At 63.7% G+C, this 15,881-nt stretch carries 17 protein-coding genes; 9 read left to right on the forward strand and 8 right to left on the reverse strand.

Annotated elements, in window-relative coordinates; all coding sequences use genetic code 11:
- Positions 1-133: 133 nt before the first annotated feature.
- Positions 134-910, forward strand: coding sequence for a DeoR/GlpR family DNA-binding transcription regulator (locus tag NKH52_RS01165; protein ID WP_352729123.1), 777 nt, complete (start codon positions 134-136; stop codon positions 908-910).
- Positions 911-946: 36 nt separating this feature from the next.
- Here the strand turns inward: NKH52_RS01165 and NKH52_RS01170 are convergent, their stop codons facing one another.
- The gene (locus NKH52_RS01170; protein ID WP_352729121.1) at positions 947-2,332 is read right to left on the reverse strand and encodes a sensor histidine kinase; all 1,386 of its coding nucleotides are present in this window, start codon (positions 2,330-2,332) and stop codon (positions 947-949) included.
- Positions 2,329-3,003: a response regulator transcription factor gene (locus NKH52_RS01175; RefSeq protein WP_352729119.1), complete on the reverse strand. Its 675-nt coding sequence runs from the start codon at positions 3,001-3,003 to the stop codon at positions 2,329-2,331. Before NKH52_RS01175 ends, NKH52_RS01170 begins: the two co-directional genes overlap by 4 nt.
- A 287-nt stretch (positions 3,004-3,290) precedes the next feature.
- Between NKH52_RS01175 and NKH52_RS01180 the strand changes: the two genes are divergently transcribed.
- The 8 genes from NKH52_RS01180 to NKH52_RS01215 all read left to right on the forward strand — a co-directional run bounded on the left by NKH52_RS01180 (position 3,291) and on the right by NKH52_RS01215 (position 11,561).
- Positions 3,291-3,890, forward strand: a complete 600-nt coding sequence (locus tag NKH52_RS01180) for a class I SAM-dependent methyltransferase (RefSeq protein ID WP_352729117.1) — start codon at positions 3,291-3,293, stop codon at positions 3,888-3,890.
- Positions 3,887-4,504, forward strand: coding sequence for a DedA family protein (locus NKH52_RS01185; RefSeq protein ID WP_352729116.1), 618 nt, complete (start codon positions 3,887-3,889; stop codon positions 4,502-4,504). The genes NKH52_RS01180 and NKH52_RS01185 overlap by 4 nt, the downstream gene beginning before the upstream one ends.
- A gap of 76 nt (positions 4,505-4,580) precedes the next feature.
- A complete protein-coding gene (locus NKH52_RS01190) occupies positions 4,581-5,492 on the forward strand; it encodes a LysR family transcriptional regulator (protein ID WP_127808096.1) in 912 nt (303 codons plus the stop codon).
- 218 nt (positions 5,493-5,710) lie between these two features.
- The gene (locus tag NKH52_RS01195) at positions 5,711-6,865 is read left to right on the forward strand and encodes an ABC transporter substrate-binding protein (protein ID WP_023811674.1); all 1,155 of its coding nucleotides are present in this window, start codon (positions 5,711-5,713) and stop codon (positions 6,863-6,865) included.
- A gap of 172 nt (positions 6,866-7,037) precedes the next feature.
- On the forward strand, positions 7,038-8,048 hold the full coding sequence (locus tag NKH52_RS01200; protein ID WP_352729114.1) for an ABC transporter ATP-binding protein: 1,011 nt from the start codon (positions 7,038-7,040) through the stop codon (positions 8,046-8,048).
- A 223-nt stretch (positions 8,049-8,271) separates the two neighbouring features.
- Positions 8,272-9,237: an ABC transporter permease gene (locus NKH52_RS01205; RefSeq protein ID WP_352729112.1), complete on the forward strand. Its 966-nt coding sequence runs from the start codon at positions 8,272-8,274 to the stop codon at positions 9,235-9,237.
- Complete coding sequence (locus tag NKH52_RS01210) at positions 9,227-10,042, forward strand: ABC transporter permease (protein ID WP_352729110.1); 816 nt, start codon at positions 9,227-9,229, stop codon at positions 10,040-10,042. Before NKH52_RS01205 ends, NKH52_RS01210 begins: the two co-directional genes overlap by 11 nt.
- A 91-nt stretch (positions 10,043-10,133) precedes the next feature.
- Complete coding sequence (locus NKH52_RS01215; protein WP_352729108.1) at positions 10,134-11,561, forward strand: gamma-aminobutyraldehyde dehydrogenase; 1,428 nt, start codon at positions 10,134-10,136, stop codon at positions 11,559-11,561.
- 124 nt (positions 11,562-11,685) lie between these two features.
- Here the strand turns inward: NKH52_RS01215 and NKH52_RS01220 are convergent, their stop codons facing one another.
- The 6 genes from NKH52_RS01220 to fdhD form a co-directional block, all read right to left on the reverse strand.
- Positions 11,686-12,000, reverse strand: coding sequence for a hypothetical protein (locus tag NKH52_RS01220; RefSeq protein ID WP_352729106.1), 315 nt, complete (start codon positions 11,998-12,000; stop codon positions 11,686-11,688).
- Positions 12,001-12,054: 54 nt separating this feature from the next.
- Positions 12,055-12,417, reverse strand: coding sequence for a nuclear transport factor 2 family protein (locus NKH52_RS01225; protein ID WP_127290047.1), 363 nt, complete (start codon positions 12,415-12,417; stop codon positions 12,055-12,057).
- Positions 12,418-12,494: 77 nt separating this feature from the next.
- Positions 12,495-12,974 carry a carboxymuconolactone decarboxylase family protein gene (locus NKH52_RS01230; protein ID WP_352729292.1) on the reverse strand — a complete coding sequence of 160 codons (480 nt, stop codon included), beginning with the start codon at positions 12,972-12,974 and terminating at the stop codon, positions 12,495-12,497.
- Between the two features lie 110 nt (positions 12,975-13,084).
- The gene (locus NKH52_RS01235) at positions 13,085-14,638 is read right to left on the reverse strand and encodes an alpha/beta fold hydrolase (RefSeq protein ID WP_352729103.1); all 1,554 of its coding nucleotides are present in this window, start codon (positions 14,636-14,638) and stop codon (positions 13,085-13,087) included.
- Positions 14,639-14,749: 111 nt separating this feature from the next.
- Positions 14,750-15,061, reverse strand: a complete 312-nt coding sequence (locus NKH52_RS01240; protein WP_023811684.1) for a formate dehydrogenase subunit delta — start codon at positions 15,059-15,061, stop codon at positions 14,750-14,752.
- A complete protein-coding gene (gene fdhD / locus NKH52_RS01245) occupies positions 15,051-15,881 on the reverse strand; it encodes a formate dehydrogenase accessory sulfurtransferase FdhD (RefSeq protein ID WP_352729101.1) in 831 nt (276 codons plus the stop codon). Before fdhD ends, NKH52_RS01240 begins: the two co-directional genes overlap by 11 nt.

Below are 15,881 nucleotides of genomic sequence, written 5' to 3' on the forward strand. Positions count from 1 at the left end.
ACGCCCGGGTTGCCCGCTTGTCAATAAAAAGGTGTGACTTTTTTTGGGTATTTTGCCCGAAGCATAAGGTAGGTCCTTTAAAAGCACTTGAATTACCTTAGAACCGGTCAGGAGCATCAGTTCGGGAAACCAGATGGCCCAGTCCAAACGACACGGCGAGATCCTGCGTCTCCTGCAGGAAGAGGGCACCGTCACCATCGCCAGTCTGGCCGACCGGCTGGGCGTGTCGCTCGAGACAGTGCGCCGCGACGTCAAGCCACTGACTGGTGATGGCTCTGTCCTCAAGATGCATGGCGCCATCGGCCTGCCGTCGATGATCGGCGAAGCGCCGTTCGAGCGGCGTATGCGTGAGAACGCCGACGCCAAGCGCGTCATTGCCCGCATGGTCGCCGCCACCATACGCGACGGCGAATCGATCATGCTCGACACCGGCACGACGACCTCGTTCCTTGCGCGTGAACTGCTTGGCCACCGGCGCCTGACGGTCGTCACCAATTCCTCGGATATTGCCCGCACCCTGGCCACCATCAACGGCAACAAGGTCTATATGGCGGGCGGCGAGCTGCGCAGCGATTCCGGCGCTGCTTTCGGCGCCTCGGCAATCGATTTTGTCAGTCGTTTTTCGGTCAGCCACGCCATCATTTCCACCGGCGGCGTTGACGCGGTGATGGGCGTCATGGATTTTGATCTGGATGAGGCCGAGTTCGCCCGCATGGTGCTGTCGCGCGGCCAGCGGTCCCTGGTCATCACCGATCACTCGAAATTCGGCCGTCCTGGTCTGGTCCAGGTCTGCGGCTTCGACAGCTTTTCCGAACTCGCCACCGACCGCTCGCCGCCGCACGACCTGGCCGCCGCCCTTGCGCAGGCCGGCGCGCGGCTCAGCATCGCCGGCGAGGAAAGCGGGTTTTAGCCGAACACCAGCGATTGGTATTAAACGCGCCCACACTCAGGTGGTGGCTTGCGGGAATGTCTCTATAGGCAAAGCGCGAAAACTCATCCGGAAGCAGGCGCCATTCGGCTTGCCGTCGAGGATGTCGATGCGCCCGCCGTGCAATTGCATGATCTCCTGCACCAGGTTGAGGCCGAGCCCCGCGCCGTGATCCTGCGGGCGTAGCCGGTAGAATGGCTCGAAGACGCGTTCCCGCTCGCTCAGTGGCACGCCACCGCCTTCATCCCGCACTTCGATGATGGCAGGGGCGGTGACGCCGACGGTGATCTTGCCCGAACGGCCGCCATGCTCGATGGCGTTCTGGACGAGATTGGTCAAGGCGCGTTCGATTGCCGTTCGGTCGCCGGTGGCGAAAATTGTTTCTCTTTCCGGTTCGAACGACATCTCGTACCCGGCCGAGAATGCCATCGGCGCCAGGTCGACGATGACGCCGCGCGCGATTGCCACAAGGTCGATCCTCTCGAACGGTGTCGTCTGCCGGTCGAGGCGCTGCAGGTCGAGCAGCTGGTCGGTCAGCGTTGAAAGCCGGGCTGCATCCTGCAGCAGCCGTGCCCGCTCGGGTGTCGCCGGCAGCGAGGCGAGGCGCGTGTTGAGGATGGCGACCGGCGTGCGCAGTTCATGCGCGGCGTCGGTCAGAAAGCGCTTGTGGCGCTCATAACCCTTGTCTAGGCGCGATAGCGCGGCGTTCACCGCCTTGACCAGCGGCGTCACCTCGACCGGGACATCCTTCAGCGGCAGTTGCACGCCGCGCTGGTCGATGTCGATGCGTTCGGCCTCGGCGGCCGCATGGCCAAGGCCCGAAAGCGCGCCGCGAACTACCCAAGGCGTGGCGAACAGCGTGGCCAGCGCCATCAGCGCGGCGAGTGGCAATATCCCTTGCAGGAAAAATTGTGGCGCCTGTTGGAGCAGGCGCATGAGCGAAAGCCCGCCCTTGGTGCCGGTGAAGATCTGGACGTTGCCGGCCGCCGTATCAGTCCAGCGTATCTTTCCCCCGGGCGGCGCGGCTTGCCCGATTGCCTGGTCGATACGGGCATCGCTGATGGTGTCCAGCAGTCCGACGAAGGGCTGGAAGATAGTCGGCACCGTTCCTTCCTGCAGCCGCTGCCCTTGCTTGTCGCGAATGATGAACCAGAGGTCCGGAACTCCAGATCGCAGCTTTGCCACATCCGGCGTCTCGTTGAGGACAAGCTTGCCGCTGGCGTCACGCACCACCGCATCCGCCAGCACGTCCATCGTGCCGTCCTCATAGTCGTTTGGAATGAGCCCGGTTGCCAGCATGGCGCCAAGAATGCCGACGATGATCAGTGTCAGCATTGCGCATTGCAGCAGCGCGATGCGCAGCACCAGGCTCCATTTCAGCGAACGCGGGCGCTTGATGGTCATGTCGTCTCGCGCAGGAGATAGCCTACGCCGCGAATGCCGTTGACCGTCACGCCACCGTCGGCGTCGGCAAGCTTGCGGCGCAGGCGCGAGACGTGGGTGTCGAGTGCGTTGGACTGGATCTCGTCGTCGAGGCCGAACACCGCTTCCATCAGCGCCTCGCGCTGCACCATGCGGCCGGTCCGCCGCATCAGCGTTTCCAGCACCAGGAGTTCGCGGCGCGGCAGGCTGAGTGGCTCGCCACGGATCGACACCTCGCGATGCCCGACATCGAGCACCAGATGGCCGGCGCGGATGAATTGCGACTGCATCGGCACCGGGCGCCTGAGCAGCGCGCGCAACCGAGCCAGCAATTCCTCGAAGGCGAACGGCTTCGCCAGATAATCGTCCGCGCCCATGTCCAGCCCGTCGACCTTGTCCGACGTATCCCCCTTCGCCGTCAGCATCAGCACTGGTGTGGTGTTTTTCGCCGAACGCAATCTTGGAACCAGCGACAGCCCGTCGCCATCCGGCAATTGGCGGTCGAGCAGGATGGCATCGTAGCTGTCGGTGGCAACGAAGCCCTCCGCCTCGAGCAGCGAGCCCGCGTGATCGACGACCATGTCGTGGCGCTTCAGCGCGGCACGCAAGGCCGAGACCATCTCAGGCTCGTCTTCGACCAGCAAGATACGCATCCACCATCCTCTTACAAAGACCACTGCTGCGGGCGCTATAGCGCCAACATTGCGCAAGCATGGCAAATCCTGGCAGCGGGCGTCGACGCGCCCTTTCTTTGCATCTGCCACCTTGCGCAATGTCTATGCAATCCAGTCGCGGCAAACAGCGCCGGTCGGCACGGACCGCCATGCCGGCATCAAGGCGTCGGGCCCGAATATGCAACAGGTCGGGTCCGACGCTGAAACGAAAATCAAATGGCCGCACCAAACTGATTGTCGCGCTGCTGTCCGGATTGAGGTTAGCTATGTCTGCAAATGATGCTTTGTCTTTTCTCATGGCGTGGACCGTGGCGCCGTTCAGGATCGGCTCCGTCACGCCGTCCAGCTCCAGCCTGGCTGCGCTGATGACGCGCGACATAGGTTCCGACACCGGCCCTGTGCTCGAGCTTGGTCCTGGAACCGGCCCGTTCACCCGGGCGCTGCTGGCGCGCGGGGTCAGTGAAGAGGATTTGACGCTGATCGAATCCGATCCGGATTTCGCCGCGCTGCTCAAGCGGCGCTTTCCCGCCGCTCGAGTGTTCGAAATGGATGCCGTCGGTCTGCGCCATCTGTCGCTGTTCCAGGGGCCGGCTGTCGGCGCCGCCATCAGCGGATTGCCCTTCCGCCTGATTTCGCCGCGCAAGACGCTCGCCATTCTCGATGGTGTTTTCGCAAATCTTCGCGCGGGCGGCGCGCTCTATCAGTTCACACTCGGCCGGCGCTGTCCGTTTGACCAGTCGCTGCTCGATCGGCTCGATCTCGAGGTCACCCGGGTTGGCCATACCTTTCGCAACTTCCCGCCGGCGACAGTCTATCGCATCGCCAGGATCAAGACGCTCAGCACCTATGACTGGCGCTTCGCATGACGGGGCCGCTGGCAGCCATCCTCGGTTTCGGTCTGTTCGGCGTCTTCTGCCTCGCCTTCACTGAAAAGATCCTGCCGGTGCCGCCCTCGCACGTGCTGCTGCTGTTCCTCGGCATGACGGCGGCGCCGGATGCTTCGACGCTGGCGATCCTGCTGCTGGTGACGACGCTTGCCTCCGCCAGCGGCTGCCTTGTCTGGTATGCGGTCGGCCGCCGGATTGGACCTGACCGTGCCGACAGGCTGGCCGAGCGTTTCGGCAAGTACGTCTTCCTGCGCCACGCGACCTACCGCTGGCTCGGCCAGGCCTATCGGCGCAATCACGTCCGGGTGTCCTTGCTGGCGCAGTTCATCCCGACTGTGCGCAATTATTTGCCGATCGCCGCCGGCGCGCTCTGCCTGCCGGCCTTGCCCTTTGCGGCCGCGACGCTGCTCGGCGCCACGCTCTGGAACGCGGGCTTTCTCACCACCGGCTATCTGCTGCGCAGCAGCGGCCGTGATTCCTTGACGGTGGGCCTGCGCATCATTGTCATTGTCGTAGCACTGGAAACGGCATTCATGCTTGCGCTGCGCTATGGCCCCGCATGCCGGCGGCGCATCAAGTTGGCGCTCGGCTGAGCGCCAGCTCTCCGGTCATGGGATAAGCTCTGCAGTCGGCTTTCCTTCGCTCGGCCGCCGGTGTTTAGTCCGGGCCATGGCTTTCACCATCCGCCAGTTGCAGTTCTTCATCGCCGTCGCCGAGCAAGGCACGGTCTCGGGCGCCGCGCAGAACCTGTCGATCTCGCAATCGTCGGTCACCGAAGCGATCAAGGAGCTCGAAAGCGATCTTGGCGTCGAACTGTTCGAGCGCCATCCGCGTGGCCTCAACATCACCCACAAGGGCCACCAGTTCCTGCGCCACGCGACGAAGATTCTCGCGGACGTTTCCGACGCGCGCCGCTCTTTCTCGGGCGAGCAGACGGTGGCGGCCGGCCGGCTGCAGCTCGGCGTCACCTCACTGGTCGCCGGCTATGTGCTGTCGGATCTGCTCGCCCGCTACCGCCGCGCCTATCCCGGCGTCGAGGTCTCTGCCATCGAGGACAATGGCGATTATCTCGAACACCTCCTGATCGGCGGCAAGCTCGACATTGCCGTCATGGTCACCTCCAATTTGCGCGACCGCACCGCGTTGCAGTCGGAAATCCTCGAAGTCTCGGCCTATCGGCTGTGGCTGCCGCTCGGTCATCCGCTCGTCGGCGCCGACATCATCAGCATTGGCGACATTGCCTCCGAAACGCTGATCATGCTGACCGTCGACGAGATCGAGGAGAATACCGGCAAGCTGCTGACGGCGATCGGCGCTAAGCCGCATGTCGCCTTCCGCACCCGTTCCGTGGAGGCCGTGCGCAGTCTGGTCGCCACCGGCGCCGGTGTGGCGCTGCTGCCCGACCTCGTCTACCGGCCCTGGTCGCTGGAAGGCGACCGCATCGAATCGCGCGATATTTCCGGCTCCTTGCCGGTGGTCCAGGTCGGCATGGTCTGGCGGCGCGGCTCCGGTCTGCCGCAGGCGGCGCGCGATTTCATCGGCCTTGCCCAGTCGCAACGGACGGTCCGCCAGCGTCCCTGAGAGATCGGCTGCCCACCTATCGGAAAAACCGATATCGCCCTTCTGATAAATGAATTTGCGAAACCGGAATTTTCGAAGCACTTTCGGTTAGGGACCAAAGCCGCCATCAGAGCGGCATCAAGCCCAACGGACGAACTGACAGTTTTCAGTCCGCGCGTGACCCCTAGCGAAGACCGAAACCGGCTTTCAGGGTCAGGCGCCTAAATGGGAGATCGACAATGAATTCATTCCTGAAGTCGTGCACTGCTCTGACGGTTGCGCTGACCTTTTCCGGTCAGGCCGTCGCCCAGGTCAAGGAACTTGGCAAGGGCGAAGGCCAGGTCAACATAGTTGCCTGGCCGGGCTATATCGAGCGCGGCGAAACCGACAAGGGCTATGACTGGGTGACCTCCTTCGAGAAGGAGACCGGCTGCAAGGTCAACGTCAAGACCGCCAACACCTCCGATGAGATGGTCTCGCTGATGAATGAGGGCGGCTTCGACCTCGTCACGGCTTCGGGCGATGCCTCGCTGCGCCTCGTTGCCGGCAAGCGCGTGCAGCCGATCAACACCGATCTCATCCCGAGCTGGAAGACCGTCGACGAGCGCCTCAAGGACGCGCCGTGGTTCACCGTTGGCGGCGCCCATTACGGCGTTCCCTACCAGTGGGGTCCGAACGTCCTCATGTACAACACCGACGTGTTCAAGGAGGCTCCCAAGAGCTGGAACATCGTCTTCGAGGAAATGAAGCTGCCTGACGGCAAGTCCAACAAGGGCCGCGTCCAGGCCTATGACGGGCCGATCCACATCGCGGATGCCGCCAACTATCTGATGTTCCACAAGCCGGAACTCGGCATCAAGGACCCCTACGAACTGAACGAGGATCAGTACAAGGCTGCGCTGGAATTGCTGCGCGTCCAGCGCACGCTGGTCGGCCGCTATTGGCACGACGCCGCCATTCAGGTCGACGATTTCCAGAACGAAGGCGTCGTCGCTTCCGGCTCGTGGCCGTATCAGGTCAACACGCTGGTCGCCGCCAAGAAGCCGGTCGCGTCCACCATCCCGGAGGAGGGCGCTACCGGTTGGGCCGACACCACGATGATGGAAGCCGATTCGGCCAACCCAAACTGCGCCTATATGTGGATGGAACATTCGCTGTCGCCCAAGGTGCAGGGCGATGTCTCGGCCTGGTTCGGTTCGCTGCCCGTCGTGCCCGCCGCCTGCAAGGGCAACGAGCTTTTGACCGACGAAGGCTGCAAGACCAACGGCTACGAGAATTTCGACAAGATCAAGTTCTGGAAGACGCCGGTGTCGAAATGCACCACCCAGAACGACCAGTGCGTGCCCTACTACCGCTGGGTGTCGGACTATATCGGCGTCATCGGCGGGCGGTGATTTTTCTTACCCTCCCTCTCGTGGGGAGGGTCGACGCATAGCGTCGGGGTGGGGTCGGCTCGGCGTTTTTCGAGGCACCCCCACCTGCGGCTTCGCCGCGACCTCTCCATAAGGGGGGAGGTAGGACGTCGCGCGACATCAGCACACCAAACCGGCAACGGACTGACAGCCCATGACCTCCGCCGTCTCCTTCCAGAAAGCCTCGCGCCATTTCGGCAGCGTGCGCGCCGTCGACGCGGTCGATCTCGATATCGCGCCGGGGGAATTCTTCGCCATGCTCGGGCCGTCCGGTTCCGGCAAGACCACTTGCCTGCGCCTCATCGCCGGCTTCGAGCAGCCGACATCGGGCTCGATCTCGATCTTCGGCGAACGCGCCGAGGGCGTTCCGCCCTATCGCCGCAACGTCAACACCGTGTTTCAGGACTATGCGCTGTTCCCGCATCTGAACGTGCTCGACAACGTCGCCTACGGGCTGATGGTCAAGGGCGTCGGCAAGGCTCAGCGGCACAAGGCGGCGGAAGAGGCGCTGTCACTGGTGCGGCTGCCCGGCTATGGCGCCCGCCGCCCCGGCCAGCTTTCCGGCGGCCAGCGCCAGCGCGTCGCGCTCGCCCGTGCGCTGGTCAACCAGCCAAAGGTGCTTTTGCTCGACGAGCCGCTCGGCGCGCTCGACCTCAAATTGCGCGAGAACATGCAGGAGGAACTGAAGTCGCTGCAGAAGGCGCTTGGCATCACCTTCGTCTTCGTCACTCACGACCAGGGCGAAGCGCTGTCGATGGCCGACCGCGTCGCCGTTTTCAACGACGGCAAGATCATGCAGATCGGCACGCCGGAGGATATCTACCAGCGGCCGAAGACGCGTTTTGTTGCCGATTTCGTCGGCTCATCGAATGTACTGCCACCGGATTTCGTCCAGCGCTATTCCGGCCAGCATCGCTGGGGCAGCCTGCGCCCTGAATCCATTCGCGTCGGCGGCGCGGCCAGCGGGGTCATAAGTGGTGAAGGCGTATCCGCCCGCCTCGTCTCGACCAATTATCTTGGTGCCACGACAAAACTGGCGCTCGACGCCGACGGGCTGCGGCTGCACGCCATCGTGCCCGCCGGCGCGGCCTTGCCCGGGGAAGGCGAGGCGGTGGTGCTGACTTTCAACCGCGAGCACCTGCATCTGATGGACGAGCCTGCATGATGAAGGTTTGCGCATTGCACCCCCCTCTGTCCTGCCGGACATCTCCCCCGCAAGGGGGGAGATTGGCTGTTACCACTGGCTTCGCCAGCTTCCAACGCTGCAGAGCCGGTGAGGCGGACAAGCTGCTGATCTCCCCCCTTGCGGGGGAGATGTCCGGCAGGACAGAGGGGGGTGTGAAGGATCTCGGCCTCTCATACATCCTCCATGAGTACAGAGCTCCATCATGATGACCGCCGCGCTCAGCTCCAATCCCGCCCCCGCCATCTTGCCTGGCAGCGGCGGCTTGCGCGGCGCCCTGTCGGATCTTTTCTGGCGCAAGCCGAAGGTCCTTCTGTTGCTCATGCTGCTGCCGCCGGTTCTATGGCTCGGCATCGTCTATATCGGCTCGCTGTTTGCGCTCCTGGCGCAGAGCTTTTTCTCCATCGACGAGTTTTCCGGTCTCATCAACCGTGAGTTCACGCTCAAGACCTATGGCGACCTGTTCCAGGCCGCCAATCTCGATATCATCCTGCGCACGGTGACGATGGCGGCTCTGGTCACGCTGGCCTCGGCCGTCATCGCTTTCCCCATCGCCTACTACGCGGCGCGCTATGCGCGCGGTCGCTGGAAGGCCTTGTTCTATCTCGGCATCATGCTGCCGCTGTGGTCGAGCTATCTGGTCAAGATCTACGCCTGGAAGCTCATCCTGGCCAAGGAAGGCATTCTCACCTGGCTCCTCGCCAAGCTGCATTTATTGTGGGTGCTCGACGCCTGGCTGTCGCTGCCGATCGTCGGCGGCAATTCGCTGTCGGTATCGTTCACCGGCACCTTCATCGTCTTCGTCTATGTCTGGTTACCGTTCATGATCCTGCCGGTACAGGCGGCGCTCGAGCGCGTGCCCGGCAATCTCGTCGAGGCCTCGTCCGATTTGGGCGCTTCGCACCGCCAGACCTTCCGCAACGTGCTGTTCCCGCTGGCGTTGCCGGGCATCGTCGCCGGTTCGATCTTCACCTTCTCGCTGACGCTCGGCGACTATATCATCCCGCAGATCATCGGCACCTCGCGGCTGTTCATCGGCCAAGCCGTCTATTCGCAGCAAGGCACGGCCGGCAACATCCCGCTCGCCGCCGCCTTCACCGTGGTGCCGATCGTCATCATGGGCTTCTACCTCTGGGGCGCCAAGCGCATGGGGGCCTTCGATGCGCTCTGATGGTTCCCAGTCGGCGTCGCTCGGCCTGAAGATCGCCGCCGCCTGCGGCCTGCTGTTCCTGCATCTGCCGATCCTGCTGATCTTCGTCTATGCCTTCACCACCGAGGAGAAGAGTTTTGTCTGGCCGCCGCCAGGGCTGACGACGCAATGGTTCGCCGTGACCTGGAACCGGCCGGATGTCTGGCAGGCGCTGTCGCTATCGGTCAGGGTTGCCTCGATCTCGACTGCGATTGCTTTGGTCCTAGGGACGCTCTGTTCGGCGGCGGTGTCGCGGACAAAATTCTTCGGCCGCGAAACCATCTCGCTGCTGGTCATCCTGCCGATCGCGCTGCCCGGCATCATCACCGGCATCGCGCTGCGCTCGGCCTTTTCGCTCGCCGACATCCCGTTCTCGTTCTGGACGATCGTGCTCGGCCACGCCACCTTCTGCGTCGTTGTCGTCTACAACAACGCCGTCGCCCGTTTCCGCCGCACATCGGGATCGATGATCGAGGCATCGATGGATCTCGGCGCCGACGGTTTCCAGACTTTCCGTCATATCGTGCTGCCCAACATCGCCACGGCACTGCTTGCCGGCGGCATGCTGGCCTTCGCGCTGTCCTTCGACGAGGTCATCGTCACCACCTTCACCGCCGGACAGCAGCAGACGCTGCCGATCTGGATGCTGGAAGAGCTGATCCGCCCGCGCCAGCGCCCGGTCACCAATGTCGTCGCCATGGTCGTCATGCTGGTGACGCTGCTGCCGATCCTTGCCGCCTATTACCTCACCCGTGACGGCGACCAGATCGCCGGAAGCGGGAAATGAAAAACAGCGAGTAGGGAGTAGCGAATAGGGAATTTCGACGGTCAAACCCTACTCGCTACTCCCCATTCGCTCCTGTTAAGGGAGAAACCTTATGGACACCCAGATGCTGATCGGCTCGAAATTCGAGAAGGGCACCGAAACCGAGGAGCCGATCCTCAATCCAAAGACCGGGGCGACCATCCTCAACCTGCCCGAGGCCAGCCAGGCACAGATTGAGGCGGCGGTCACCGCCGCCGAACAGGCGTTCGTCACGTGGTCGCGCACCACTCCGGCACAGCGCTCGGGCTATTTACTGAAGATCGCCGACCGCATCGAGGCTGCTGCACAAGAGTTCGCTACGCTCGAGGCGCTCAACTGCGGCAAGCCGATCAACGCTGTGCTCAATGACGAAATCCCGGCGATCGTCGACTGCTACCGCTTCTTCGCCGGAGCCGTCCGTTCGATGCCGGGCGTCGTCGCCGGCGAATACATTCCCGGCCATACTTCGATGGTCCGCCGCGACGCCATCGGCATCGTCGCTTCCATCGCGCCGTGGAACTACCCGCTTATGATGATGGCCTGGAAGCTGGCGCCGGCGATCGCCGGCGGCAACACCGTCGTCTTCAAACCGTCCGAGCAGACACCGCTGACGGCGCTGAAGCTGGCGAAAATCCTTGCGGACATCTTGCCCGAAGGCGTGGTCAATGTCGTGCTCGGCCGCGGCGACAGCGTCGGCAACACGCTGATCAACCATCCCAAGGTCAACATGATCTCGATCACCGGCGATGTCGCCACCGGCAAGAAGGTGCTGCAGGCAGCTGCCAAGTCGGTCAAGCGCACGCATCTCGAACTCGGCGGCAAGGCGCCGGTGATCGTCTTCGACGACGCCGATCTTGGCGCCGTGGTCAACGGGCTGCGCGCCTTCGGCTATTACAATGCCGGCCAGGACTGCACCGCCGCCTGCCGTATCTACGCCGGCAGGAAGATTTACGACAAACTCGTCGCCGATCTCTCCTCGGCCGTCTCGACCATCAAGTACAACCGTCCCGACGACACCGAAAACGAGATCGGCCCGCTGATCTCCCGCCGCCAGCGCGACCGCGTCTCCAGCTTCGTCGAGCGCGCCTCGGAACTGAAGCACATCGAGATCACCACCGGCGGCAAGCCGGGCGAGGGCTCAGGCTTCTACTACCAGCCGACCGTCGTTGCCGGCGCGCTGCAGGAGGACGAGATCGTGCGCCGCGAAGTGTTCGGACCGGTCGTCTCCATCACCCGTTTTTCGGAAGTCGACGAGGCGGTGAACTGGGCCAATGACAGCGACTACGGCCTGGCGTCCTCGGTATGGACCAAGGATGTCTCGCGCGCCATGGCGACGGCCGCCCGCCTGCAATATGGCTGCACCTGGATCAACACCCACTTCATGCTGACCAACGAGATGCCGCATGGCGGGTTGAAGCAGTCCGGCTACGGCAAGGACATGTCGCTATATGCGCTCGAGGACTATACCGCCGTGCGCCATGTGATGGTTGCGCATGGGTGAGAAGTGGTCCGCGTAGCGGACGAAAAGCCAATTGCTTGGCTTTTCGAGCTTCGAACGCCCGGAGCCTGCGAAGGGCCGGGCGTGGCTATTTTCTCTTCTCCCCCGTTCACGGGGAGAAGAGTCACTACTCCACAACGCGATAAATATTCCACAGGCTGGTGCCCGACACGACATAGGGCTCGATCTCCTTGCCCCATTTCGCGTGCGCGTCGATCTGGCCGATCTTGGCGAAGAACGCCTCCAACTGGGCCAGGCTTTCGACCTGGTGATGGGACTCGACGGTCGCCTCCCGCGCGCCGATAGAACCGGTCATGATCTGGAACTCCAACTCGGCGAGGCCGACCTGCGAGCCTATCTCGCGTTCCCATTTCTTCAACAGGTCGAGCACGGTCTGCTTGTGTCCGAACTTGGCGTCGATCTGCCATCTGGCGCTGAACATCGTCTTCTCCTCCAGGTTTGCGGCCCAGGCCGCGGTTGATCCACCGGCTGTTGCCTACTCGTCCCAGGCCTGCACGACGGTCTGCCTTGCGATCCGCCCGTTCTTTAGCTCCAGCATCGCCGCGCAGAACACCTTGGTTCCGTCCGGATAGGCGCAGGCCTGGGTGAAGGCGAGGCTGTCGCCGTCGGCGATGGTGGTGTCGACCTTGTGGGTCATCGCCCGGCTGCAGATGTCGTCCCAGAATGTGGTGATCGCGGCGCGCCCGCGGATTTCACGCGGCTTGCTCGGCGGGTTGTTGCGGTCGATCACCCGCACCAGCGCGTCGTCGGCGTAGAAGCTCGACAGCATCTTGCCATCACGGGTTTCGATGGCCTTCTTGATCGCCGCGCCATCCACTGTTTGGGTCTTGGTCAGCATTTCATCCTCCATTGGCCCGTCTTCCGGGCGGTTGATGGTCGAAGTGCTGCCCGGCGCTCGTCGCCGGGCAGGGGTTCTTACTGCGACTTCGCCTTGACGGCTGCGAACACGTCGTCGGCCTGCTTCTTGAAGGTCGTCAGATCGACCTGGCTGCCGTTGAGCATCGTCGACCAGTGGCGCACGATGGCGGCCATCGCCACCGCCTCCTTGATCTCCTCGTCATTGGCGCCGTTGAGCTTGGCCGCCTCGGTGTGGAAATAGATGCAGTACTGGCATGGAATCTGCGACGCTACGGCGAGGCCCAAAAGTTCCTTGGTCTTGCCGTCAAGCGCGGTCTTCGGGTTGAGCTGCACGCCCTTGATCTCGGCCCAGGCGCCGGCGATGGCAACATCCGGCAGCGTCCTGAACATGTCCGGCACCGAGCCGAGCGTTGCCTCGATGTCCTTGTAGGCGGCCGCCGCGGACGCGTCCTCGGCCTTTGCCGGAGCGATGGCGAACAACGCGCCTACGCTTGCAGCGATCACAAGCAATTTGAGTGTCCGGTTCGACTTCAGCATTTCCTCCTCCGTTCGCAGCACCTTTTCCGGCGACATCCGCCTGGCCTGCATGGAGAACACTGATACCGCTTACCCGCCCTTGGCCGCTTCGCCCGAAAGCGCCATGGCTCTCATGGCCCGTGCGGGCCAGGGTGCCTGACCGAGAACGCCGCCGCCGCCGCCCGCGACGGCAGGTCCAGCTTGAGCAGTATGTTGGCGACATGGCGCTTGACCGTATGTTCGCTCAGCCTCAATTCGGCGGCGATCGCGGCATTACTCTTGCCGTCGGCGACGAGGCTCACCACCTCGCTTTCGCGCGCTGTCAATGCAGCCGGCTCGGCAGCCTTGGGTTTCGGCCGGCAGGCGGGTTCCAGATGTTGTTCGGACGTCGCGTGGACCAGCGCCAGCGGCTCCTCCAACTCGTCGACGCTGATGCGCCCGGCGTCGGTGAAATGCAGGCCCGACCCAGCCGCCAGGTCGGCGATGAGACGCGACGCGATAATGTCGCCGCGCCCGGCATGGGCGGCCAGTTGCATCGCCACCCGCGCCGTCATCCCGACGGGCGGACCGCGCACTTCGGTCTCGCCGACATGCGCCCCTTGCGCGCTTGCCACGCCGATTTCCTGCGCCGCCTCGCGCAGCGCCGCCGCGCAGCGTATGGCGCGTGCCGGGCCGTCGAAGCGCGAAATCATCAACTCGCCATGCAGGCCCACAGAGCGCCCACCATGGCGCCCGACCAGCAGCCGCCAGGTTTCCTGGAAGCGCTGGCTGCGTTCGCTCCACATGCGGTCGCCGAGCCGAGCCGTGTCGTAGATGCGTGTCACCAGAAGTGCCGCCAGCACGCGGTCAACTTCGCCCACGGCGCGCTCGCCGGTCAGGAATTCCTCTATCAGGTCGGCCACCCCTTCGACATCGCCGGTCCAGATCGGATGGTCGCGTCCGGGAATCTCGACGAGCCGGGCACCGGGGATCTTCTGTGCAAGGAAGTGGCTGGCATCGGGGTCGACCCGCGCATCGTTGCGGCGATGTATCACGAGCGTCGGCGCGCTGATCACGCTCAGGATATGGCGGATGTCGACGTCGGCGTTCATGCGCGCCAGCGCCGCCGCCGCCGTCGGGCTCGCCGATAATCGTTCGAAACGTGCCCACCACTGAGCGAAATGCGCGTCGTCGACCCGGCTCGGCGCGAAATGGGGCAGCGTGGCGCCGGTGCCCCAGGCTGTCTCCGCCATCTCGATGAAAGCGTCGAGGCGTTCGCGCGACATCACCCATTTGTGGAAATGCGCATAGCCGCCATAGAGCGCCAGAGCTCGCGTCCGCTCCGGATAGGTGGCGGCGAACAGCATCGCCATCGGCGCGCCTTCGGAGGAGCCGAGCAGCGCTGCACGGCCGCTGCCGGCGGCGTCCATAACCGCGCGCACATCGTCCATCCGCGTTTCGAGACTGGGCAGGTTATGCGCGTCGACGCGGTCAGACAGGCCGGTGCCGCGTTTGTCGAACAGGATCAGCCGCGAGAATGCCGAAAGCCGCTTCAAGAGCCTGGTATAGCCCTCGTCTTCCCAGTGCAGGTCGAGGTTCGAAATGAAGCCCGGCACGAAGACCAGATCGAACGATCCCTGCCCGACCACCTGATAGGCGATCCGCACATCGCCGCTACGGGCGTATCGCGTCTCGATCGGCCTCACGAGATTTCCACCCCGGCCTGACGATTTCTGGTCGTCAAACCATAGCAGAACAGCGCAGATTGCGGCAGCTAAACTTTAGCGATGGAGAATATAGCCGGCGCGGCTTGGCGACTATTCCTGCGAGGCGGCGACATCGGCAGGGGAGGGCTCGAGTCCGAGTTTGAGGTCGGCCGCAGCCGGCGTGATCGGCCGCCTGATCCTGGCGGAGGCGGCCACCACCAACTCGTTGAAGTTCCCGGTGCCGTCGTCCAGCATTTCGAAGAACTGCCGCCGCATCCTCGGCTCCCAGAACTTGTTGATGTGCTCGGCGACGCCGGCAATGCCTTCCTCGCGCGGCTTGGAATGGAAGAAATCGGCGATCTGGTTTGCCATGCGCACCAGCTTCTCGGCGGTGCTCATAATGTGTTCTTCGTCATGCGACATGCTTGGCAACTCCGCAAACCACCCGGTCGGGGTGGGTGAAAATATCAAAATCGTCGCCGCGAACCAGCGCCACCAGCGTCATGCCAGCCTCTTGCGCCGTCCGGATGGCAAGGGCGGTCGGGGCCGAGACGGCGATGATGAAGGCCGAGCCGATAGAAGCCGTCTTCTGCACCATTTCAACCGAAACCCTGGATGTCACCACGACAGCACCGGATGCACCGTCGATGCGGGCTTTGGCCAGCGCGCCGGCCAGCTTGTCGAGCGCATTGTGACGGCCGACATCTTCGCGCGCCATGACGATGCCGTTGCCAGGTACATAGAAGCCGGCGGCGTGCACGGCTCCGGTCTCGGTGTGCAGCGGCTGCACTTTCGACAGAAGCTTGACCGAACGGACAATGTCGTCGGCATCAAGCGTAAGCTTTGAAGCACCAACCGCATCGACCGAGCGCATCGCCTCCTCGATCGATTCGATGCCGCAGAGCCCGCAGCCGACCGGGCCGGCGAGCCTTCGCCGCCGCGCTTCAAAACGTGTGTTGGCTCGGTCCTTCAGCCGGATCTGGATGTCGATGCCGGCGCCATGGTCCTCGACCTCGATCGCTTCGATCTCATCCGGTAACGAGATGATGCCTTCGGTCAGCGAGAAGCCGAGCGCGAAATCCTCGAAATCGGCCGGGCTTGCCATCATCACCGCATGCGTCGTGCCGGCAAAGGAGAACGCCACCGGCGTCTCTTCCGGCACCATCCGGTCGGCAGCCGTTGTCCCAACCGCGCGGTGCGCCAGCCGCGATACCTGCGTCGTGGCTTTGCGGCGCGCGCTCAA

This window comes from Mesorhizobium sp. M1066 (genome assembly GCF_040318635.1).
Taxonomy (GTDB): Bacteria; Pseudomonadota; Alphaproteobacteria; order Rhizobiales; family Rhizobiaceae; genus Mesorhizobium.

Coding starts and splice junctions, on each gene's coding strand:
- NKH52_RS01200 (WP_352729114.1), top strand. CDS start 7,038: ATGACCTCCGCCGTCTCCTTCCAGAAAGCCTCGCGCCATTTCGGCAGC.
- NKH52_RS01230 (WP_352729292.1), bottom strand. CDS start 12,974: ATGCTGAAGTCGAACCGGACACTCAAATTGCTTGTGATCGCTGCAAGC.
- NKH52_RS01175 (WP_352729119.1), bottom strand. CDS start 3,003: ATGCGTATCTTGCTGGTCGAAGACGAGCCTGAGATGGTCTCGGCCTTG.
- NKH52_RS01165 (WP_352729123.1), top strand. CDS start 134: ATGGCCCAGTCCAAACGACACGGCGAGATCCTGCGTCTCCTGCAGGAA.
- NKH52_RS01180 (WP_352729117.1), top strand. CDS start 3,291: ATGTCTGCAAATGATGCTTTGTCTTTTCTCATGGCGTGGACCGTGGCG.
- NKH52_RS01190 (WP_127808096.1), top strand. CDS start 4,581: ATGGCTTTCACCATCCGCCAGTTGCAGTTCTTCATCGCCGTCGCCGAG.
- NKH52_RS01210 (WP_352729110.1), top strand. CDS start 9,227: ATGCGCTCTGATGGTTCCCAGTCGGCGTCGCTCGGCCTGAAGATCGCC.
- NKH52_RS01170 (WP_352729121.1), bottom strand. CDS start 2,332: ATGACCATCAAGCGCCCGCGTTCGCTGAAATGGAGCCTGGTGCTGCGC.
- NKH52_RS01215 (WP_352729108.1), top strand. CDS start 10,134: ATGGACACCCAGATGCTGATCGGCTCGAAATTCGAGAAGGGCACCGAA.
- NKH52_RS01225 (WP_127290047.1), bottom strand. CDS start 12,417: ATGCTGACCAAGACCCAAACAGTGGATGGCGCGGCGATCAAGAAGGCC.
- NKH52_RS01240 (WP_023811684.1), bottom strand. CDS start 15,061: ATGTCGCATGACGAAGAACACATTATGAGCACCGCCGAGAAGCTGGTG.
- NKH52_RS01185 (WP_352729116.1), top strand. CDS start 3,887: ATGACGGGGCCGCTGGCAGCCATCCTCGGTTTCGGTCTGTTCGGCGTC.
- NKH52_RS01220 (WP_352729106.1), bottom strand. CDS start 12,000: ATGTTCAGCGCCAGATGGCAGATCGACGCCAAGTTCGGACACAAGCAG.
- NKH52_RS01205 (WP_352729112.1), top strand. CDS start 8,272: ATGATGACCGCCGCGCTCAGCTCCAATCCCGCCCCCGCCATCTTGCCT.
- NKH52_RS01195 (WP_023811674.1), top strand. CDS start 5,711: ATGAATTCATTCCTGAAGTCGTGCACTGCTCTGACGGTTGCGCTGACC.